This window comes from Pseudomonas izuensis, assembly GCF_002356535.2.
Lineage (GTDB): Bacteria > Pseudomonadota > Gammaproteobacteria > Pseudomonadales > Pseudomonadaceae > Aquipseudomonas > Aquipseudomonas izuensis.
In genome coordinates, this window is sequence record NZ_AP017423.2 from 4457849 (window position 1) to 4478165 (window position 20317).

Below are 20317 nucleotides of genomic sequence, written 5' to 3' on the forward strand. Positions count from 1 at the left end.
CCCGAATGCGCCCGCAGTCCGCCTTTACCTGCTCACTTCCCCTCGAGCCCATCGTTCATCCCGTCGCCATCCCCGCCGAAACCGACTTGACCGCCTAAGCTTCTGGTCAGCGAGCGCAGGAATTTTCCACCGCAGAACAACTTTTCATAAAGACGCGACGAGGTTTATCTCCCATGGCACTGACACGCGAACAGCAAATTGCAGCCCTCGAAAAAGACTGGGCTGAAAACCCGCGCTGGAAAGGCGTGACACGCACTTACTCCGCTGCTGACGTCGTCCGCCTGCGTGGCTCGGTTCAACCTGAGCACACCTTTGCAAAAATGGGCGCCGAGAAGCTGTGGAACCTGGTTACCCAGGGTGCCAAGCCAGCCTTCCGTCCTGAGAAAGATTTCGTCAACTGCATGGGCGCCCTGACCGGCGGCCAGGCAGTACAACAAGTCAAAGCCGGCATCCAGGCCATCTACCTGTCGGGCTGGCAAGTGGCTGCGGACAACAACTCCGCCGAATCGATGTACCCGGACCAGTCGCTGTACCCGGTGGACTCGGTTCCAACCGTGGTCAAGCGCATCAACAACGCATTCCGTCGTGCCGACCAGATCCAGTGGAAAGCCGGCAAGAACCCGGGCGACGCTGGCTACATCGACTACTTCGCGCCGATCGTTGCTGACGCCGAAGCCGGTTTCGGCGGCGTACTGAACGCCTACGAGCTGATGAAAAGCATGATCGAAGCAGGCGCCGCCGGCGTTCACTTCGAGGACCAACTGGCTTCCGTGAAGAAATGCGGCCACATGGGCGGCAAGGTACTGGTTCCTACCCAGGAAGCCGTACAGAAGCTGACCGCTGCCCGTCTGGCGGCCGACGTTGCCGGTACTCCGACCATCATCCTGGCCCGTACCGACGCCAACGCGGCTGACCTGCTGACTTCCGACTGCGACCCGTACGACCAGCCATTCGTGACTGGCGAACGTACCCAGGAAGGTTTCTACAAGGTTCGCGCTGGCCTGGATCAAGCCATCGCTCGCGGCCTGGCCTACGCTCCGTACGCTGACCTGATCTGGTGCGAAACCGCCAAGCCGGATCTGGAAGAAGCCCGTCGCTTCGCCGAAGCGATCAAGAAGGAATACCCGGACCAACTGCTGTCGTACAACTGCTCGCCTTCCTTCAACTGGAAGAAAAACCTGGACGACGCGACCATCGCCAAGTTCCAGCGCGAACTGTCCGCCATGGGCTACAAGCACCAGTTCATCACCCTGGCCGGCATTCACAACATGTGGCACAGCATGTTCAACCTGGCGCACGACTACGCCCGCAACGACATGACTGCCTACGTGAAGCTGCAAGAGCAGGAATTCGCCGACGCCGCCAAGGGTTACACCTTCGTGGCTCACCAGCAGGAAGTGGGCACCGGCTACTTCGACGACATGACCACCGTGATCCAGGGTGGCTCGTCCTCGGTTACCGCGCTGACCGGTTCGACCGAAGAAGAACAGTTCCACTGATCTGCTTCGCCTGAGACAACGGCCGTTGCGGAACGAATAGAAAGCTAACCGCAACGCTGCCCATCTGACGCCCCGACTGGTTCGGGGCGTTTTTTTGCCTGCGATTTACCGCATACCGCAACCCCTTGTGGGAGCGAGCCTGCTCGCGAAAGCAGTGCGTCAGTAAAATGAATGCCGGATGTGCCACCCCTTCACGAGCAGGCTCGCTCCCACAGGGGTCGATGGTGATCCAAAAAACTCTGATCCAGAGCAGTTTCACGATCAGGAAAACAGGGTAAAACCACCTCCCACGCTACTTGCAGTAACCCGCATATAAGACAACTCCCCAACTCACTAGCGAGTAAACAGTTTAAAAATCACCACAAACAATATTGATTATCATTTAGCCACAACTATGTTCGTTACATTCCCTACAAAACATAATTCCCAAAAAGCCGGCTAATGCCCGCAACGCAAGGCCTACGGCGCTTTTGACCTGCGCTATGTCCTTATTCCTATAAATAATTTCGCTATAGGAATTTTACTTGCCGGGTGTTTAGCCATAAAATCAGCGGGATTGATTGCTGCGACATATCGTCACTGCTTTGTTTCTTTTCAAGCTCAGAGACCTTTGCTCTCTGTTAAGGATTACCAGCATGCCCGAAGCGACAGGACTCATGGCCCACAACTGGGGCTTTGCCATTTTCCTTCTGGGCGTTGTCGGCCTCTGTGCCTTCATGCTCGGCGTCTCCAGCCTCCTCGGGTCAAAAGCCTGGGGCCGCAGCAAAAACGAACCGTTCGAGTCCGGCATGCTACCTACAGGTGGCGCCCGCTTGCGGCTCTCGGCAAAATTCTATCTGGTCGCGATGCTGTTCGTGATCTTCGATATCGAAGCCCTCTTTCTCTTTGCATGGTCTGTGTCCGTCCGCGAAAGCGGCTGGACCGGATTCGTCGAAGCTCTCGTTTTCATAGCAATTCTGTTGGCAGGCCTTGTCTACCTATTCCGAGTGGGCGCCCTTGACTGGGCTCCGGAAGCTCGTCGTAAGCGACAAGCGAAGCTGAAACAATGAGGCTTTGGCAATGCAATACAATCTCACCAGGATCGACCCCGATGCTCCTAACGAGCAGTATCCGATTGGCGAACGGGAAACCGTTTCCGATCCGTTAGAAGATCAAGTCCACAAAAACATTTTCATGGGCAAGCTCGAAGACGTGCTTAACGGCACGATCAACTGGGGGCGCAAGAACTCCCTGTGGCCGTATAACTTCGGTCTTTCGTGCTGCTACGTGGAAATGACCACCGCCTTCACGGCGCCCCACGACATCGCGCGCTTTGGCGCCGAGGTTATCCGGGCATCGCCGCGCCAGGCGGATTTCATGGTTATCGCCGGTACCTGCTTCATCAAGATGGCGCCGATCATCCAGCGTCTCTACGAGCAAATGCTCGAGCCTAAATGGGTCATCTCCATGGGTTCGTGCGCCAACTCCGGTGGCATGTACGACATCTACTCCGTCGTTCAAGGGGTGGACAAGTTCCTGCCCGTGGACGTCTACGTGCCTGGCTGCCCGCCCCGCCCTGAAGCTTTCCTGCAAGGCTTGATGCTGTTGCAGGAGTCGATTGGCCAGGAGCGTCGCCCACTTTCCTGGGTCGTTGGCGATCAAGGCGTGTATCGCGCCGAGATGCCTTCCGAAAAGGAAAAGCGCCGCGAACAGCGTATTCAGGTAACCAACCTGCGCAGCCCCGACGAAGTCTGATCCAGTTCAGCTGTTTCAAAGAAACGAAAAACTGGCTTCATTCTTTACGTTGACCGAAAGCGATAAATAACCATGACTACAGGCAGTGCTCTGTACATCCCGCCTTATAAGGCAGACGACCAGGATGTGGTCGTCGAACTGAACAACCGTTTTGGCCCCGAGGCGTTCACCGCCCAGCCTACCCGCACCGGCATGCCGGTGCTTTGGGTTGCCCGCGCCAAACTCGTCGAAGTCCTGACTTTCCTGCGCAACCTGCCCAAGCCGTACGTCATGCTCTATGACCTGCACGGCGTGGACGAGCGTCTGCGCACCAAGCGTCAAGGGCTGCCGAACGGCGTCGACTTCTCCGTGTTCTATCACCTGATGTCGATCGAACGTAATAGTGACGTCATGATCAAGGTTGCCTTGTCCGAGAGCGACCTCAGCCTGCCAACCGTCACCAGCATCTGGCCGAATGCCAACTGGTACGAGCGTGAAGTCTGGGACATGTACGGCATCGACTTCAAAGGTCACCCGCACCTGTCACGCATCATGATGCCGCCGACCTGGGAAGGTCACCCGCTGCGCAAGGACTTCCCGGCCCGTGCCACCGAGTTCGATCCGTTCAGCCTGACCCTGGCCAAGCAACAGCTCGAGGAAGAAGCCGCGCGCTTCAAGCCGGAAGACTGGGGCATGAAACGCTCCGGCCCGAACGAGGACTACATGTTCCTCAACCTGGGTCCCAACCACCCTTCGGCACACGGTGCGTTCCGCATCATCCTGCAGCTGGACGGTGAAGAGATCGTCGACTGCGTACCGGACATCGGCTACCACCACCGTGGTGCCGAGAAGATGGCCGAGCGTCAGTCCTGGCACAGCTTCATCCCGTACACCGACCGTATCGACTACCTCGGCGGCGTGATGAACAACCTGCCGTACGTGCTCTCGGTCGAGAAGCTGGCGGGCATCAAGGTACCGGAGAAGGTCGACGTCATCCGCATCATGATGGCCGAGTTCTTCCGGATCACCAGCCACCTGCTGTTCCTAGGTACCTACATCCAGGACGTCGGCGCCATGACCCCGGTGTTCTTCACCTTTACCGACCGTCAGCGTGCGTACACGGTGATCGAAGCCATCACCGGTTTCCGCCTGCACCCGGCCTGGTACCGCATCGGTGGCGTCGCCCACGACCTGCCGCGCGGCTGGGAAAAGCTGGTCAAGGATTTCGTCGAGTGGATGCCCAAGCGTCTGGACGAATACCAGAAAGCGGCCCTGGACAACAGCATCCTGCGTGGCCGGACCATCGGCGTCGCCGACTACAACACCAAGCAAGCCCTGGAATGGGGTGTCACCGGTGCCGGCCTGCGTTCCACCGGTTGCGACTTCGACCTGCGTAAGGCACGTCCGTACTCGGGCTACGAGAACTTCGAGTTCGAAGTACCGCTGGCGGCCAATGGCGATGCCTACGATCGCTGCATCGTGCGCGTCGAAGAAATGCGCCAGAGCATCAAGATCATCGACCAGTGCCTGCGCAACATGCCGGAAGGCCCGTACAAGGCGGATCACCCGCTGACCACGCCGCCGCCGAAAGAGCGCACGCTGCAACACATCGAAACCCTGATCACGCACTTCCTGCAAGTTTCGTGGGGCCCGGTCATGCCGGCCAACGAATCCTTCCAGATGATCGAAGCGACCAAGGGTATCAACAGTTATTACCTGACGAGCGATGGCGGCACCATGAGCTACCGCACCCGGATCCGTACCCCAAGCTTCCCGCACCTGCAGCAGATCCCTTCGGTGATCAAAGGCAGCATGGTCGCGGACTTGATCGCGTACCTGGGTAGTATCGATTTCGTTATGGCCGACGTGGACCGCTAAGCATGAACAGCACGCTTATCCAGACAGACCGTTTCGCCCTGAGCGAAACCGAGCGCTCGGCCATCGAGCACGAGTTGCATCACTACGAAGACCCGCGCGCGGCGTCGATCGAAGCCCTGAAGATCGTTCAGAAGGAACGCGGCTGGGTGCCGGACGGCGCCTTGTACGCCATCGGCGAAATCCTCGGCATTCCGGCCAGCGACGTTGAAGGCGTGGCGACGTTCTACAGCCAGATCTTCCGTCAACCGGTCGGTCGCCACATCATTCGCGTCTGCGACAGCATGGTCTGCTACATCGGTGGCCACGAGTTCGTGGTCAGCGAAATCCAGAGCAAGCTGGGCATCGGCCTGGGTCAGACCACCGCCGACGGTCGTTTCACCCTGCTGCCGGTCTGCTGCCTCGGCAACTGCGACAAGGCGCCGGCGTTGATGATCGACGACGACACTTTCGGTGATGTGCAGCCAGCAGGCGTTGCCAAATTGCTCGAGGGCTACGTATGACCCTGACTTCTTTCGGTCCAGCCAACCGCATCAAGCGTTCGGCCGAGACTCACCCGCTCACCTGGCGCCTGCGTGACGACGGCGAAGCCGTATGGCTCGACGAGTACCAGGCCAAGAACGGTTACGCCGCTGCGCGCAAAGCCTTCGCCGACATGGCTCAGGACGACATCGTCCAGACCGTGAAAGACTCCGGCCTCAAAGGTCGCGGCGGTGCAGGCTTCCCCACGGGCGTGAAGTGGGGCCTGATGCCAAAAGACGAATCCATCAACATCCGCTACCTGCTGTGCAACGCGGATGAAATGGAACCCAACACCTGGAAAGACCGCATGCTGATGGAGCAACTGCCCCATCTGCTGATCGAAGGCATGCTGATCAGTGCCCGCGCACTGAAAACCTACCGTGGCTACATCTTCCTGCGTGGCGAATACACCACCGCCGCCAAGCACCTGAACCGTGCCGTGGAAGAAGCCAAGGCAGCCGGCCTTTTGGGCAAGAACATCCTGGGCAGCGGCTTCGATTTCGAGCTGTTCGTCCACACCGGCGCCGGGCGTTACATCTGCGGTGAAGAAACCGCACTGATCAACTCCCTGGAAGGCCGCCGCGCCAACCCGCGCTCCAAGCCGCCCTTCCCTGCCGCCGTCGGCGTGTGGGGCAAGCCGACCTGCGTGAACAACGTCGAAACCCTGTGCAACGTCCCGGCGATCATTGCCGACGGCGTGGACTGGTACAAATCGTTGGCCCGCGAAGGCAGCGAAGACATGGGCACCAAGCTCATGGGCTTCTCCGGCAAGGTCAAGAACCCTGGCCTGTGGGAGCTGCCATTCGGCGTCACCGGTCGCGAGCTGTTCGAAGACTACGCCGGCGGCATGCGCGACGGCTACCAGCTCAAGGCCTGGCAGCCTGGCGGCGCCGGTACCGGTTTCCTGTTGCCGGAACACCTGGATGCGCAAATGTATGCCGGCGGCATCGCCAAAGTGGGCACCCGTATGGGCACCGGCCTGGCCATGGCGGTGGATGACAGCGTCAACATGGTGTCCCTGCTGCGCAACATGGAAGAGTTCTTTGCCCGTGAGTCGTGCGGTTTCTGCACCCCGTGCCGTGACGGTCTGCCGTGGAGCGTCAAGCTGCTGCGTGCGATCGAGAACGGTCAAGGGCAGGCTGGCGACATCGAGACCCTACTGGGTCTGGTCGGTTTCCTCGGCCCAGGCAAGACCTTCTGTGCTCACGCACCAGGTGCCGTGGAGCCGTTGGGCAGCGCCATCAAATACTTCCGCCACGAGTTCGAAGCCGGCATCGCGCCCACCAGCGCCGCCGTCCCGCCTCTGGCAAGGCCGATCGTAGTCGGCGCGTAAACGCTTAAAAAGAGGCGAAGGGTCCGTGCCCTTCGCTTTTCGCGCGATGACGCCTTCACCGGCTGTTTTGATTCGCGCGGATAACAAGATTCCATTAGCCACGCCCGCTGACACCGGGCCAACGAAGAACTTTGAACCATGGCCACTATCCACGTAGACGGCAAAGAGCTCGAAGTCGATGGGGCAGACAACCTGTTACAGGCATGTCTGTCGCTAGGCCTCGATATCCCTTATTTCTGCTGGCACCCCGCCCTTGGCAGCGTTGGCGCTTGCCGCCAGTGCGCGGTCAAGCAGTACACCGACGAGAACGACAAGCGTGGTCGGATCGTCATGTCCTGCATGACCCCCGCCACCGACGGCAGCTGGATCTCCATCGACGACGAAGAAGCGAAAGTATTCCGCGCCAGCGTCGTTGAATGGCTGATGACCAACCACCCTCACGACTGCCCGGTCTGTGAAGAAGGCGGTCACTGCCACCTGCAAGACATGACGGTAATGACCGGTCACAACGAGCGCCGTTACCGCTTCACCAAGCGTACCCACCAGAATCAGCAACTGGGCCCGTTCATTTCCCACGAAATGAACCGCTGCATCGCTTGCTACCGCTGCGTGCGCTTCTATAAGGACTACGCCGGCGGCACCGACCTCGGCGTGTTCGGCGCCCACGACAACGTGTACTTCGGTCGCGTTGAAGACGGCACCCTGGAAAGCGAATTCTCCGGCAACCTCACCGAGGTCTGCCCGACCGGTGTGTTCACCGACAAGACGCACTCCGAGCGCTACAACCGCAAGTGGGACATGCAGTTCTCGCCGAGCATCTGCCATGGCTGCTCCAGCGGTTGCAACATCTCCCCGGGCGAGCGCTACGGTGAACTGCGTCGCATCGAAAACCGCTACAACGGTTCGGTCAACCAGTACTTCCTGTGCGACCGTGGCCGTTTCGGCTATGGCTACGTCAACCGCAAGGACCGTCCGCGTCAGCCGCTGCTGGCCAACGGCGCCAAGCTGACCCTCGACGAAGCACTGGATAAAGCCGCCGACCTGCTGCGCGGTCGTAACATCGTCGGTATCGGTTCGCCACGCGCCAGCCTCGAAAGCAACTACGCGTTGCGCGAACTGGTCGGTGCCGAGCACTTCTACTCCGGCATCGAGGCTTCCGAGCTGGAGCGCATCCGCCTGGTGCTGCAGGTGCTGAAAGACAGCCCGCTGCCTGTGCCGAACATGCGCGACATCGAAGATCACGACGCCGTGTTCGTCCTGGGTGAAGACCTGACCCAGACCGCTGCCCGTATGGCCCTGGGCCTGCGTCAGTCGGTCAAAGGTAAAGCTGAAGACATGGCTGATGCCATGCGCGTCCAGCCTTGGCTCGACGCCGCGGTGAAGAACATCGGTCAGCACGCGCTGAACCCGCTGTTCATCGCCAGCCTGGCTGAAACCAAACTCGACGACATCGCCGAAGAGTGCGTTCACGCCGCTCCCGACGACCTGGCTCGCATCGGTTTCGCCGTGGCTCACGCCCTTGACGCCAGCGCCCCTGCCGTTGAAGGCCTGGACGCCGAAGCCCTCGAACTGGCCAAGCGCATTGCCGACGCCCTGCTCGCCGCCAAGCGCCCATTGATCATCGCCGGTACGTCCCTGGGCTCCAAAGCCCTGATCGAAGCCGCTGCGAACATCGCCAAGGCCCTGAAGCTGCGCGAGAAGAACGGTTCCATCAGCCTGATCGTGCCGGAGGCCAACAGCCTCGGCCTGGCCATGCTCGGTGGCGAGTCGGTCGACGCTGCGCTGCAAGCGGTGATCGACGGCAAGGCCGACGCCATCGTCGTGCTGGAAAACGATCTGTACACCCGTACCGACAAGGCCAAGGTTGATGCCGCCCTGACCGCCGCGAAAGTGGTGATCGTCGCCGACCATCAGAAGACCGCCACCAGCGATCGTGCGCATCTGGTACTGCCAGCCGCCAGCTTCGCCGAAGGCGACGGCACCCTGGTCAGCCAGGAAGGCCGCGCCCAGCGTTTCTTCCAGGTGTTCGACCCGCAATACATGGATGCCAGCATCCTGGTTCACGAAGGCTGGCGCTGGCTGCACGCCCTGCGCGCCACCCTGCTGAACAAGCCGATCGACTGGACGCAACTGGACCATGCCACCGCTGCCGTTGCTTCGAGCACCGAGCAACTGGCCGGCATCGTCAACGCCGCTCCGTCCGCCGCGTTCCGCATCAAGGGCCTGAAACTGGCCCGTGAACCGCTGCGTTACTCCGGTCGTACCGCCATGCGCGCCGACATCAGCGTGCACGAGCCGCGCACCCCGCAGGACAAGGACACCGCGTTCGCCTTCTCCATGGAAGGTTACTCGGGCTCGGCCGAACCGCGTCAGCAAGTGCCGTTCGCCTGGTCTCCGGGCTGGAACTCGCCGCAAGCCTGGAACAAGTTCCAGGACGAAGTCGGTGGTCACATCCGCGCTGGCGACCCGGGCACCCGCCTGATCGAAAGCACCGGTGACTCGCTGAACTGGTTCGCCAGCGTTCCGCGTGCGTTCAACCCGGCTCCGGGCACCTGGCAGGTCGTGCCGTTCTTCCACCTGTTCGGCAGCGAAGAAAACTCTTCGAAAGCCGCTCCGGTTCAGGAACGCATCCCGGCCGCCTACGTCGCCCTGGCCAAATCCGAAGCCGATCGCCTGGGTGTCAACGACGGCGCCATGCTCAGCTTGAACGTCGCTGGCCAGACCCTGCGTCTGCCGCTGCGCATCAACGAAGAGCTGGGCGCTGGCCTGGTGGCATTGCCTGCGGGCATCGCCGGCATTCCGCCAGCCATCTTTGGCAAATCCGTTGACGGTCTGCAGGAGGCAGCTCAATGACCTTGTTCACTCCTGAAGTGATCGACATCATCATCGCGGTCCTCAAGGCCGTGGTGATTCTGCTCGCCGTGGTGGTCTGCGGCGCCCTGCTCAGCTGGGTCGAGCGTCGTTTGCTCGCCCTCTGGCAGGACCGTTACGGTCCGAACCGCGTCGGTCCGTTCGGCGCGTTCCAGATCGCCGCCGACATGATCAAGATGTTCTTCAAGGAAGACTGGACGCCTCCATTCGCCGACAAGATGATCTTCACCCTGGCACCGGTAGTCGCCATGAGCGCCCTGCTGATTGCCTTCGCGATCATCCCGATCACCCCGACCTGGGGCGTGGCGGACCTGAACATCGGCATCCTGTTCTTCTTCGCCATGGCCGGTCTGTCGGTCTACGCGGTGCTGTTCGCCGGCTGGTCGAGTAACAACAAGTTCGCCCTCCTGGGTAGCTTGCGTGCTTCGGCTCAGACCGTGTCGTACGAAGTGTTCATGGGCCTGTCGCTGATGGGCATCGTGATCCAGGTCGGCTCGTTCAACATGCGCGACATCGTCGACTACCAGGCCCAGCACCTGTGGTTCATCATTCCGCAGATCTTCGGTTTCCTGACCTTCTTCATCGCTGGCGTGGCCGTGACTCACCGTCACCCGTTCGACCAGCCGGAAGCGGAACAGGAACTGGCCGACGGTTACCACATTGAATACGCCGGCATGAAATGGGGCATGTTCTTCGTCGGCGAGTACATCGGCATCGTGTTGATTTCGGCGCTGCTGGTGACCTTGTTCTTCGGTGGCTGGCACGGTCCGTTCGGCATTCTGCCGCAGATCCCGTTCATCTGGTTCGCACTGAAAACCGGGTTCTTCATCATGATGTTCATTCTGTTGCGCGCTTCGATCCCGCGCCCACGGTATGACCAAGTGATGGATTTCAGCTGGAAGTTCTGCTTGCCGCTGACCCTCGTCAACATGCTGGTGACCGCTGCGATCGTGTTGCTCAACACGTCCGCCGTCGCGGCTCAGTGAGGATAGAGAATCATGAAGTACATATTTGACATCGTGCATGGCCTCTACACCCAGCTTCGCAGCCTGGTGATGATTTTCGGCCACGCCTTCCGCAAGCGCGACACGCTGCAGTACCCGGAAGAACCGGTCTATCTGCCGCCGCGCTACCGTGGCCGTATCGTCCTGACCCGCGACCCCGACGGTGAAGAGCGCTGCGTAGCCTGCAACCTGTGCGCCGTGGCGTGCCCGGTTGGCTGCATCTCGCTGCAGAAAGCTGAAACCGAAGACGGTCGCTGGTACCCGGACTTCTTCCGCATCAACTTCTCGCGCTGCATCTTCTGCGGCCTCTGCGAGGAAGCCTGCCCGACCACCGCGATCCAGCTGACACCGGATTTCGAGATGGCCGAGTTCAAACGTCAGGACCTGGTTTACGAGAAAGAAGATCTGCTGATCTCCGGCCCCGGCAAAAACCCTGATTACAACTTCTATCGTGTTGCAGGTATGGCGATTGCCGGTAAGCCGAAGGGCTCCGCGCAGAATGAAGCCGAACCGATCAACGTGAAGAGCTTGCTGCCTTAAGGAAGAAAGATGGAATTCGCTTTCTATTTCGCATCGGGTATCGCTGTGGTGTCCACGCTTCGCGTGATCACCAACACCAACCCCGTGCACGCCCTGCTCTACCTGATCATTTCGCTGATCGCCGTGGCAATGACCTTCTTTGCCCTCGGCGCGCCGTTCGCCGGTGTACTGGAAGTGATCGCCTACGCTGGCGCCATCATGGTGCTGTTCGTGTTCGTGGTGATGATGCTGAACCTGGGCCCGGCCTCGGTTCAGCAGGAGCGCGTCTGGCTCAAGCCCGGTATATGGGGCGGCCCGGTCGCCCTCGCCGCGCTGCTGCTGGTTGAACTGCTGTACGTGCTGTTCTCCCACCAGACCGGCCAGGCCGTCGGCCACACCACCGTAGACGCCAAGGCCGTGGGCATCAGCCTGTTCGGTCCTTACCTGCTGGTGGTCGAACTCGCCTCGATGCTGCTGCTCGCCGCAGCCGTCACGGCGTTCCACTTGGGCCGCAACGAAGCCAAGGAGCAATGACGATGCCTGCTATCCCCATGGAGCATGGTCTGGCGGTCGCCGGCATCCTGTTCTGCCTCGGTCTGGTCGGCCTGATGGTCCGCCGCAACATTCTTTTCGTGCTGATGAGCCTGGAGGTCATGATGAATGCCTCCGCCCTGGCGTTCATCGTTGCCGGTAGCCGCTGGGCGCAGCCGGATGGACAGATCATGTTCATCCTGGTGATCAGCCTGGCAGCCGCCGAGGCCAGTATCGGCCTGGCGATCCTGCTGCAACTGTATCGCCGCTTCCACACGCTCGATATCGACGCTGCCAGTGAGATGCGCGGATGAATCTTCTCTATCTGACTTTCGTATTCCCTCTCATTGGGTTCCTGCTGCTGTCGTTCTCCCGTGGACGGCTCTCGGAAAACCTCTCGGCGCTGATCGGCGTCGGTTCTGTCGGCTTGTCTGCCATCGTCGCGGCTTACGTGATCTGGCAATTCAACGTCGCGCCACCGGAAGGCGGCCACTACACCCAGGTGTTGTGGCAGTGGATGGCGGTGGAAGGCTTCAAGCCGAACTTCGCGCTGTACCTGGATGGTCTGTCCCTGACCATGCTTGGTGTGGTGGTCGGCGTGGGCTTCCTGATCCACCTGTTCGCGTCCTGGTACATGCGCGGTGAAGCCGGTTACTCGCGCTTCTTCGCCTACACCAACCTGTTTATCGCCAGCATGCTGTTCCTGGTGCTGGGCGATAACCTGCTGTTCCTGTACTTCGGCTGGGAAGGCGTGGGCCTGTGCTCGTACCTGTTGATCGGTTTCTACTACAGCAACCGCAACAACGGTAACGCCGCACTCAAAGCCTTCATCGTGACCCGTATCGGCGACGTGTTCATGGCCATCGGCCTGTTCATCCTGTTCGCCCAGTTGGGCACCCTGAACGTTCAGGAACTGCTGGTGCTGGCACCGCAGAAATTCCAGGCCGGTAACATCTGGATGGTCCTTGCCACCCTGATGCTGCTGGGCGGTGCGGTCGGTAAATCCGCGCAACTGCCGCTGCAAACCTGGCTGGCGGATGCGATGGCCGGTCCTACCCCGGTTTCGGCACTGATCCACGCTGCAACCATGGTGACCGCGGGTGTCTACCTGATCGCCCGTACCCACGGCCTGTTCACCCTGGCGCCGGAAATCCTGCACCTTGTAGGCATCGTCGGTGGCGTGACCCTGGTGCTGGCCGGTTTTGCCGCGCTGGTTCAGACCGACATCAAGCGTATCCTCGCCTACTCGACCATGAGCCAGATCGGCTACATGTTCCTGGCCCTAGGCGTCGGTGCCTGGGATGGCGCGATCTTCCACCTGATGACCCACGCCTTCTTCAAGGCCCTGTTGTTCCTTGCCTCCGGTGCGGTGATCGTTGCCTGCCACCACGAGCAGGACATCTTCAAGATGGGTGGCCTGTGGAAGAAACTGCCTCTGGCCTACGCCAGCTTCATCGTTGGCGGCGCGGCCCTGGCGGCCTTGCCACTGGTGACCGCAGGCTTCTACTCCAAGGACGAAATCCTCTGGGAAGCGTTCGCCAGCGGCAATCACGGTCTGCTCTACGCAGGTCTGGTCGGCGCGTTCATGACTTCGCTGTACACCTTCCGCCTGATCTTCATCGCGTTCCACGGTGAAGCGAAGACCGAAGCCCATGCCGGTCATGGCATCGCCCACTGGCTGCCACTGTCGGTGCTGATCGTGTTGTCCACCGCCATTGGCGCGATGATCGTTCCGCCACTGCACGGCGTACTGCCGGAAAGCGTCGGCCATGCCGGCGGCGAAGCCAAGCACAGCCTGGAAATCGCGTCAGGCGCCATCGCCCTGTCCGGTATCCTGCTGGCCGCGCTGCTGTTCCTCGGCAAGCGTCGCTTCGTGACCGCCATCGCCAACAGCGGCATCGGCCGTTTCCTGTCGGCCTGGTGGTTCGCTGCCTGGGGCTTCGACTGGATCTACGACAAACTGTTCGTCAAGCCTTACCTGGCGATCAGCCACATCCTGCGCAAAGACCCGCTCGACCAGACCATCGGTCTGATCCCGCGCATGGCCAAAGGCGGTCACACCGCCCTGAGCCGTACCGAGACCGGTCAACTGCGTTGGTACGCCGCCTCGATGGCTGCTGGTGCCGTGCTGGTAATCGGCGCCGTCGTGCTGGTAGCGGTCTGATATGAACCTTGCGAACTTGCGAAAGGAATTGAGCCCGTCATGATTCTGCCTTGGCTAATCCTGATCCCCTTTATCGGCGGCCTGCTGTGCTGGCTGGGTGAGCGCTTCGGCGCCACCCTCCCCCGCTGGATTGCGCTGATCACCATGTCCCTGCTGCTCGCCCTCGGCCTCTGGCTGTGGGCCCACGGCGACTATTCGTTTGCCCCGGCGCCTGGCGCCGATCCGACCTGGGCGCTTGAGTTCAAGCACGTCTGGATCCAGCGCTTCGGCATCAACGTGCACCTGGCCCTCGACGGTCTGTCGCTGTTGATGATCATGCTGACCGGCCTGCTGGGTGTCCTCTCGGTACTCTGCTCCTGGAAAGAGATCCAGCGTCACGTGGGCTTCTTCCACCTGAACCTGATGTGGATCCTGGGCGGTGTCGTCGGCGTGTTCCTGGCCCTCGACCTGTTCATGTTCTTCTTCTTCTGGGAAATGATGCTGGTGCCGATGTACTTCCTCATCGCGCTCTGGGGTCACAGTTCTTCGGACGGCAAGAAAACCCGGATCTACGCGGCGACCAAGTTCTTCATCTTCACTCAGGCTTCCGGCCTGATCATGCTGGTGGCGATCCTGGGCCTGGTCCTGGTCAACTTCAACGACACCGGCGTGATTACCTTCAACTACGCCGATCTGTTGAAGACCAAGATGTCGATGACGACCGAGTACATCCTGATGCTCGGCTTCTTCATCGCCTTCGCGGTAAAGCTGCCAGTCGTCCCGTTCCACTCCTGGTTGCCTGACGCTCACGCCCAGGCGCCGACCGCAGGCTCCGTGGACCTGGCCGGTATCTTGCTGAAGACCGCTGCCTACGGCCTGCTGCGTTTCGCCCTGCCGCTGTTCCCGAATGCGTCGGCCGAGTTCGCGCCGTTCGCCATGACCCTGGGTCTGATCGGGATCTTCTACGGTGCGTTCCTGGCGTTCGCGCAAACCGACATCAAGCGTCTGATCGCCTTCTCGTCCGTTTCCCACATGGGCTTCGTACTGATCGGCATCTACTCCGGCAGCCAACTGGCACTGCAAGGCGCGGTGATGCAGATGCTGGCGCACGGCCTGTCGGCCGCGGCACTCTTTATCCTGAGTGGCCAGTTGTACGAACGCACCCACACCCGTGACATGCGCGAGATGGGTGGCCTGTGGTCGAAGATCGCTTACCTGCCGGCCCTGAGCCTGTTCTTTGCAGCCGCTTCCCTGGGCCTGCCGAGTACCGGCAACTTCGTCGGTGAGTTCCTGATCCTGATCGGCACCTTCCCGATTGCCCCGTGGGTCACCATCATCGCGACGTCCGGCCTGGTGTTCGGTTCGGTCTACTCGCTGATCATGATCCACCGTGCCTACTTCGGCCCGGCCAAGTCGGACGCGGTGCTGCATGGCATGGACGGTCGCGAAATGATCATGGTGGTCGGTCTGGCAGCGCTGCTGATCTACATCGGCGTCTACCCGCAGCCGTTCCTCGATACCTCTGCCGCGACAATGCATGGCGTGCAGCAGTGGCTCGGCACCGCCTTCACTCAACTCGCTTCGGCCCGGTAAGAGCGCTATGGAATTCACGACTCAACACTTTATCGCGCTAGCGCCGCTGTTGATCACCAGCGCCACGATCATCGTGGTGATGCTGGCGATCGCCTGGCGCCGCAACCACTCCCAGACCTTCCTGCTGTCGGTGGCGGGTCTTAACCTGGCTTTGCTGTCGATCCTGCCGGCCCTGAAAGTCGCGCCACTGGCCGTGACCCCATTGCTGCAGATCGACACCTTCGCCTGCCTGTACATGGCGCTGATCCTGGTCGCCACCCTCGCCTGCGTCACCCTCGCCCACGCCTACCTCGGTGATGGCGGTTCGGGTTACCCGGGCAACCGTGAAGAACTGTACCTGCTGATCCTGATGGCCGCCGCCGGCGGCCTGGTGCTGGTCAGCGCGCAACACCTGGCCGGGTTGTTCGTCGGTCTGGAGCTGCTCTCGGTACCGGTCTACGGCCTGGTGGCTTATGCCTTCTTCAACAAGCGTTCGCTGGAAGCCGGTATCAAGTACATGGTGCTGTCGGCTGCCGGCTCCGCGTTCCTGTTGTTCGGTATGGCCCTGCTCTACGCTGACGCCGGCTCCCTGAGCTTCGTCGGTATCGGCCAGGCCCTGGCGGCCACCGGCATGCCGAGTTCGCTGGCGCAACTGGGCCTGGGCATGATGCTGATCGGCCTGGCGTTCAAATTGTCGCTGGTACCCTTCCACCTCTGGACCCCGGACGTCTACGAAGGTGCTCCGGCACCGGTTGCCGCGTTCCTGGCGACAGCTTCCAAGGTTGCCGTGTTCGCCGTGATGGTGCGTCTGTTCCAGATCTCGCCAGCGGCGAGCAGCGGTGTGCTGAGCAACGTACTGACCATCATCGCCATCGCGTCGATCCTGTTCGGTAACCTGCTGGCCCTGACCCAGAGCAACCTCAAGCGTCTGCTGGGTTACTCGTCCATCGCCCACTTCGGCTACCTGCTGATCGCCCTGGTGGCGAGCAAGGGCCTGGCCGTGGAAGCCATCGGCGTGTACCTGGTCACCTACGTGATCACCAGCCTCGGTGCCTTCGGCGTGATCACCCTGATGTCCTCGCCGTACAACGGCCGTGACGCGGACGCCCTGTACGAATACCGCGGCCTGTTCTGGCGCCGTCCGTACCTGACCGCCGTACTGACCGTGATGATGCTGTCCTTGGCCGGTATCCCGCTGACCGCGGGCTTCATCGGCAAGTTCTACATCATTGCCACCGGTGTCGAGTCGCACCAATGGTGGCTGGTCGGCTCCCTGGTTCTGGGCAGTGCCATCGGCGTGTTCTACTACCTGCGCGTCATGGTCACCCTGTACCTGATCGAACCCAACCTGCGTCGCCACGATGCGCAACTGCACTGGGAACAACGTGCAGGCGGCGTGATGCTGCTGGCCATCGCGGTACTGGCGTTCTTCCTTGGTCTGTATCCACAGCCGCTGCTGAACCTGGTTCAGCAATCGGGTCTGGCGGGTTGATCGTTTAGCGATACTTGGTAGTTAGTAAATAGAAACGGCACCTTCGGGTGCCGTTTTTGTTTTTGGAGTTTCAATAGCAAAAGATCGCAGCCTTCGGCAGCTCCTACATTTAGATCGCATACTCCCTGTAGGAGCTGCCGAAGGCTGCGATCTTTTGCTCTTTATATATTTGACCTTCCATTAGAAACCTATTGCCTGAGATGGCCCCTTCGCGAGCAGGCTCGCTCCCACAATGGATTTCCTGCGTACACAATATCTATAAACACCCGGGATTTATTGTGGGAGCGAGCCTGCTCGCGAAGAGGCCTTAACAGACACAATCAAAAACGGCACCTTCCGGTGCCGTTCGCCTTTCTCGCTCCAGCCGTTTACTTACGCGCGTCCGCCCAGGATTTCAGCAGTTCGTTGTAGCTCACGGTTTCGCCCTTGGGCTTTTCGTTGGCCAGTTTCGGCTTCGGTGCGCCCGGCTGATCGAACCAGTATTGCGCATCGCGCTCCGGGTTCATCTTCGGTGCGCAGGTGGCTTGTGCCTTCGAACGCTCCAGGCGGGACATGATGGCGTCCTGATCCTTGGCCAGACCGTCCAGTGCTTCTTGCGGAGTCTTGTCACCACTGGCGGCTTCGGCGATGTGGCTCCACCATAGCTGTGCCAGACGTGGATAGTCCGGCACGTTGGTCCCGGTTGGGGTCCATTGCACGCGGGCCGGGCTGCGGTAGAACTCAACCAGGCCACCGAGTTTTGGCGCCAGGTCGGTCATGGCCTGCGAGTTGATGTCCGATTCGCGGATCGGGGTCAGGCCGACGATGGTTTTCTTCAACGATACGGTTTTCGAGGTCACGAACTGCGCATAGAGCCACGCTGCGAGTTTCTGTTTCTCAGGCGTGGACTTCATGAACGTCCAGGAACCCACGTCCTGATAGCCCAGCTTCATGCCCTCCTCCCAGTAAGGCCCGCGTGGCGATGGCGCCATGCGCCATTTCGGCGTGCCATCGGCGTTCACCACGGGCAGGCCGGGTTTGGTCATGTCGGCGGTAAAGGCGGTGTACCAGAAGATTTGCTGGGCGATGTTGCCTTGCGACGGCACCGGTCCGGATTCGGAGAAGGTCATGCCCGCGGCTTCCGGTGGTGCGTAAGCTTTCATCCAGTCGACGTATTTCTGGGTGGCGAACACCGCTGCCGGGCCGTTGGTGTCGCCACCGCGAGTCACGCTGGAACCCACCGGATGGCAATCCTCGACACGAATCCCCCACTCATCCACCGGCAAGCCGTTAGGCAGGCCCTTGTCGCCGCCACCGGCCATGGAGAACCAGGCATCGGTGAAGCGCCAGCCCAGGGACGGGTCTTTCTTGCCGTAGTCCATGTGCCCATAGACGCGCTTGCCGTCGATTTCCTTGACGTCTTCGCTGAAGAACTTGGCAATGTCTTCATAGGCCGACCAGTTCACCGGCACGCCTAATTCGTAACCGTACTTTTCCTTGAACTTGGCTTTCAGCTCCGGCCGCTCGAACCAGTCGGCGCGGAACCAGTACAGATTGGCGAACTGCTGGTCGGGCAATTGATAGAGCTTGCCATCCGGCGCAGTGGTGAAGGAAGTGCCGATAAAGTCCTTGATGTCCAGGGTCGGCGAGGTGAAGTTCTTGCCCTCGTTGGCCATCAGGTCGGTGATCGCTTCGGTCTTGCCATAGCGGAAGTGGGTACCGATCAGGTCCGAGTCGTTGACCCAGCCGTCATAGATGCTCTTGTCCGATTGCATCACGGTCTGCAGCTTTTCCACCACGTCGCCTTCCTGCAGCAGGTCGTGGGTGACCTTGATGCCTGTGATCTCGGTAAAAGCCTTGGCCAGTACCTTGGATTCATACTCGTGAGTGGTCAGGGTTTCCGAGACGACCTTGATGTCCATCCCGCGAAACGGCTCGGCCGCCTTGATGAACCACTTCAATTCCGCCAGTTGCTGATCGGCCGTCAGCGTGGATGGCTTGAACTCGCTGCCGATCCATTTCTTCGCCGCTTCTTCATAGGCATCGGCCCAGGCCGTTGCGCTCAAACCGCTGAGTGCCAGCATGGCTGCCAATGAAATGCTATGTCGCAGCTTATTGTTTTTGTCGAACATAGAGACCTCCTGTATGGGATTTCGGAGCAACATTGCCGAGCGACTCGACTAGCCCCAACGCATCACAGCCAACAGCCACACCAGGGACATCGCGAAGGCGACCCAGATGCTCCAGTCGGTCACGCCGATTACCATCAGATGCAGGTAGGCGCTGCCGAGAAGACCGATAAACAGCCGATCGCCACGGGTGGTGGCAATCGGTAGAAAACCTCGCCGAAGCACGCTCGGCGAACGTAGCTCCCAGGTGGTCATGCCCACCAGGATCAAGGCAATGACGCCGAAAAACGCCATCGTAGGGACGGTCCAGCTCATCCATTCCATCATCAGTTCCTCATACCCGACCCAGGGCAAAGCCCTTGGCCACGTGGTTGCGAACAAACCAGATCACCAGCATGCCGGGCAGGATGGTCAACACCCCCGCCGCCGCCAGTACCCCCCAATCGATGCCGGACGCCGAGACCGTGCGGGTCATGACCGCCGCGATGGGTTTGGCGTTCACCGACGTGAGGGTTCGCGCCAACAGCAGTTCGACCCAGGAGAACATGAAGCAGAAAAACGCCGTCACACCGATGCCGGAGCCGATCAGCGGGACGAAAATCTTCACGAAGAATTTTGGAAAACTGTAGCCGTCGATGTAGGCCGTTTCGTCGATTTCCTTCGGCACGCCAGACATGAAACCCTCGAGAATCCACACCGCCAACGGCACGTTGAACAGGCAATGCGCCAGCGCCACGGCGATGTGGGTGTCGAACAGTCCGATCGAGGAGTACAGCTGGAAGAACGGCAGCAGGAACACCGCCGGCGGTGCCATGCGGTTGGTCAACAGCCAGAAGAACAGGTGCTTGTCGCCGAGAAAGCGATAGCGCGAGAACGCATAGGCTGCCGGCAGCGCCACGCTCAAGGAGATCACCGTGTTCAGGCTCACGTAGTACAGCGAGTTGAGGTAACCGGTGTACCAGGCCGGATCGGTGAAGATCACCTTGTAGTTGTGGAAGGTGAAATCCAGGGGAAACAGCGTCAGGCCCCCGAGGATTTCGGTGTTGCTCTTGAAGGACATGTTCAGCAGCCAGTAGATCGGCACCAGCAGGAACAGGATGTAGAGCAGCAGTGGAATCAGCTTTCTCTTGCTCAT

The 20317-nt window shown here is 60.5% G+C and carries 17 protein-coding genes; 14 read left to right on the forward strand and 3 right to left on the reverse strand.

All coding sequences use genetic code 11. The features are described 5' to 3' along the window. Nucleotides 1-173: 173 nt before the first annotated feature. From aceA to nuoN, 14 genes are all read left to right on the forward strand, one after another. Nucleotides 174-1499, forward strand: coding sequence for an isocitrate lyase (gene aceA / locus LAB08_RS19705; RefSeq protein WP_096510123.1), 1326 nt, complete (start codon nt 174-176; stop codon nt 1497-1499). A 635-nt stretch (nt 1500-2134) separates the two neighbouring features. Continuing rightward, nucleotides 2135-2548 carry an NADH-quinone oxidoreductase subunit A gene (locus LAB08_RS19710; RefSeq protein ID WP_003223812.1) on the forward strand — a complete coding sequence of 138 codons (414 nt, stop codon included), beginning with the start codon at nt 2135-2137 and terminating at the stop codon, nt 2546-2548. Between the two features lie 10 nt (nt 2549-2558). Next, nucleotides 2559-3233, forward strand: a complete 675-nt coding sequence (locus LAB08_RS19715) for a NuoB/complex I 20 kDa subunit family protein (protein ID WP_047527662.1) — start codon at nt 2559-2561, stop codon at nt 3231-3233. Nucleotides 3234-3305: 72 nt separating this feature from the next. Then, nucleotides 3306-5090, forward strand: coding sequence for an NADH-quinone oxidoreductase subunit C/D (gene nuoC, locus LAB08_RS19720; protein WP_096510122.1), 1785 nt, complete (start codon nt 3306-3308; stop codon nt 5088-5090). 2 nt (nt 5091-5092) lie between these two features. Further along, nucleotides 5093-5590, forward strand: a complete 498-nt coding sequence (gene nuoE, locus LAB08_RS19725; protein WP_096510121.1) for an NADH-quinone oxidoreductase subunit NuoE — start codon at nt 5093-5095, stop codon at nt 5588-5590. Further along, nucleotides 5587-6942: an NADH-quinone oxidoreductase subunit NuoF gene (nuoF, locus tag LAB08_RS19730; protein WP_096510120.1), complete on the forward strand. Its 1356-nt coding sequence runs from the start codon at nt 5587-5589 to the stop codon at nt 6940-6942. The genes nuoE and nuoF overlap by 4 nt, the downstream gene beginning before the upstream one ends. 138 nt (nt 6943-7080) lie before the next feature. Then, nucleotides 7081-9795, forward strand: coding sequence for an NADH-quinone oxidoreductase subunit NuoG (gene nuoG, locus LAB08_RS19735; protein ID WP_096510119.1), 2715 nt, complete (start codon nt 7081-7083; stop codon nt 9793-9795). Next, on the forward strand, nt 9792-10799 hold the full coding sequence (gene nuoH / locus LAB08_RS19740; RefSeq protein WP_096510118.1) for an NADH-quinone oxidoreductase subunit NuoH: 1008 nt from the start codon (nt 9792-9794) through the stop codon (nt 10797-10799). Before nuoG ends, nuoH begins: the two co-directional genes overlap by 4 nt. A gap of 12 nt (nt 10800-10811) precedes the next feature. Then, nucleotides 10812-11357: an NADH-quinone oxidoreductase subunit NuoI gene (gene nuoI / locus LAB08_RS19745; RefSeq protein WP_178132024.1), complete on the forward strand. Its 546-nt coding sequence runs from the start codon at nt 10812-10814 to the stop codon at nt 11355-11357. 9 nt (nt 11358-11366) lie between these two features. Continuing rightward, complete coding sequence (gene nuoJ, locus LAB08_RS19750) at nt 11367-11870, forward strand: NADH-quinone oxidoreductase subunit J (RefSeq protein ID WP_096510117.1); 504 nt, start codon at nt 11367-11369, stop codon at nt 11868-11870. A 2-nt stretch (nt 11871-11872) separates the two neighbouring features. Continuing rightward, entirely contained in the window at nt 11873-12181 is a 309-nt protein-coding gene (nuoK, locus tag LAB08_RS19755; protein WP_007946416.1) for an NADH-quinone oxidoreductase subunit NuoK, read from the forward strand. Beyond that, entirely contained in the window at nt 12178-14031 is a 1854-nt protein-coding gene (nuoL, locus tag LAB08_RS19760; RefSeq protein WP_096510116.1) for an NADH-quinone oxidoreductase subunit L, read from the forward strand. The genes nuoK and nuoL overlap by 4 nt, the downstream gene beginning before the upstream one ends. A gap of 39 nt (nt 14032-14070) precedes the next feature. Next, complete coding sequence (nuoM, locus tag LAB08_RS19765; protein WP_096510115.1) at nt 14071-15603, forward strand: NADH-quinone oxidoreductase subunit M; 1533 nt, start codon at nt 14071-14073, stop codon at nt 15601-15603. A 7-nt stretch (nt 15604-15610) separates the two neighbouring features. Further along, nucleotides 15611-17074, forward strand: a complete 1464-nt coding sequence (gene nuoN / locus LAB08_RS19770) for an NADH-quinone oxidoreductase subunit NuoN (protein WP_096510114.1) — start codon at nt 15611-15613, stop codon at nt 17072-17074. A 368-nt stretch (nt 17075-17442) separates the two neighbouring features. Here nuoN and LAB08_RS19775 read toward each other — a convergent pair whose 3' ends face one another. Genes LAB08_RS19775 through LAB08_RS19785 form a run of 3 tightly spaced genes read right to left on the reverse strand, consistent with a single transcriptional unit; the run spans nt 17443 to nt 20317 of the window. Beyond that, nucleotides 17443-19185: an ABC transporter substrate-binding protein gene (locus LAB08_RS19775; protein WP_096510113.1), complete on the reverse strand. Its 1743-nt coding sequence runs from the start codon at nt 19183-19185 to the stop codon at nt 17443-17445. A gap of 48 nt (nt 19186-19233) precedes the next feature. Next, nucleotides 19234-19506, reverse strand: coding sequence for a DUF2160 domain-containing protein (locus LAB08_RS19780; RefSeq protein ID WP_096515285.1), 273 nt, complete (start codon nt 19504-19506; stop codon nt 19234-19236). Nucleotides 19507-19516: 10 nt separating this feature from the next. Continuing rightward, nucleotides 19517-20317, reverse strand: a complete 801-nt coding sequence (locus tag LAB08_RS19785) for a carbohydrate ABC transporter permease (RefSeq protein WP_096510112.1) — start codon at nt 20315-20317, stop codon at nt 19517-19519.

Bases quoted from the DNA above. Each gene is read 5' to 3' on its own strand.
- nuoH (WP_096510118.1), top strand. From the start codon at position 9,792: ATGACCTTGTTCACTCCTGAAGTGATCGACATCATCATCGCGGTCCTC.
- nuoN (WP_096510114.1), top strand. From the start codon at position 15,611: ATGGAATTCACGACTCAACACTTTATCGCGCTAGCGCCGCTGTTGATC.
- LAB08_RS19715 (WP_047527662.1), top strand. From the start codon at position 2,559: ATGCAATACAATCTCACCAGGATCGACCCCGATGCTCCTAACGAGCAG.
- nuoE (WP_096510121.1), top strand. From the start codon at position 5,093: ATGAACAGCACGCTTATCCAGACAGACCGTTTCGCCCTGAGCGAAACC.
- nuoF (WP_096510120.1), top strand. From the start codon at position 5,587: ATGACCCTGACTTCTTTCGGTCCAGCCAACCGCATCAAGCGTTCGGCC.
- nuoG (WP_096510119.1), top strand. From the start codon at position 7,081: ATGGCCACTATCCACGTAGACGGCAAAGAGCTCGAAGTCGATGGGGCA.
- nuoI (WP_178132024.1), top strand. From the start codon at position 10,812: ATGAAGTACATATTTGACATCGTGCATGGCCTCTACACCCAGCTTCGC.
- nuoC (WP_096510122.1), top strand. From the start codon at position 3,306: ATGACTACAGGCAGTGCTCTGTACATCCCGCCTTATAAGGCAGACGAC.
- nuoL (WP_096510116.1), top strand. From the start codon at position 12,178: ATGAATCTTCTCTATCTGACTTTCGTATTCCCTCTCATTGGGTTCCTG.
- nuoK (WP_007946416.1), top strand. From the start codon at position 11,873: ATGCCTGCTATCCCCATGGAGCATGGTCTGGCGGTCGCCGGCATCCTG.
- LAB08_RS19780 (WP_096515285.1), bottom strand. From the start codon at position 19,506: ATGGAATGGATGAGCTGGACCGTCCCTACGATGGCGTTTTTCGGCGTC.
- LAB08_RS19775 (WP_096510113.1), bottom strand. From the start codon at position 19,185: ATGTTCGACAAAAACAATAAGCTGCGACATAGCATTTCATTGGCAGCC.
- LAB08_RS19710 (WP_003223812.1), top strand. From the start codon at position 2,135: ATGCCCGAAGCGACAGGACTCATGGCCCACAACTGGGGCTTTGCCATT.
- nuoJ (WP_096510117.1), top strand. From the start codon at position 11,367: ATGGAATTCGCTTTCTATTTCGCATCGGGTATCGCTGTGGTGTCCACG.
- LAB08_RS19785 (WP_096510112.1), bottom strand. From the start codon at position 20,317: ATGAGCAAGAGAAAGCTGATTCCACTGCTGCTCTACATCCTGTTCCTG.
- nuoM (WP_096510115.1), top strand. From the start codon at position 14,071: ATGATTCTGCCTTGGCTAATCCTGATCCCCTTTATCGGCGGCCTGCTG.
- aceA (WP_096510123.1), top strand. From the start codon at position 174: ATGGCACTGACACGCGAACAGCAAATTGCAGCCCTCGAAAAAGACTGG.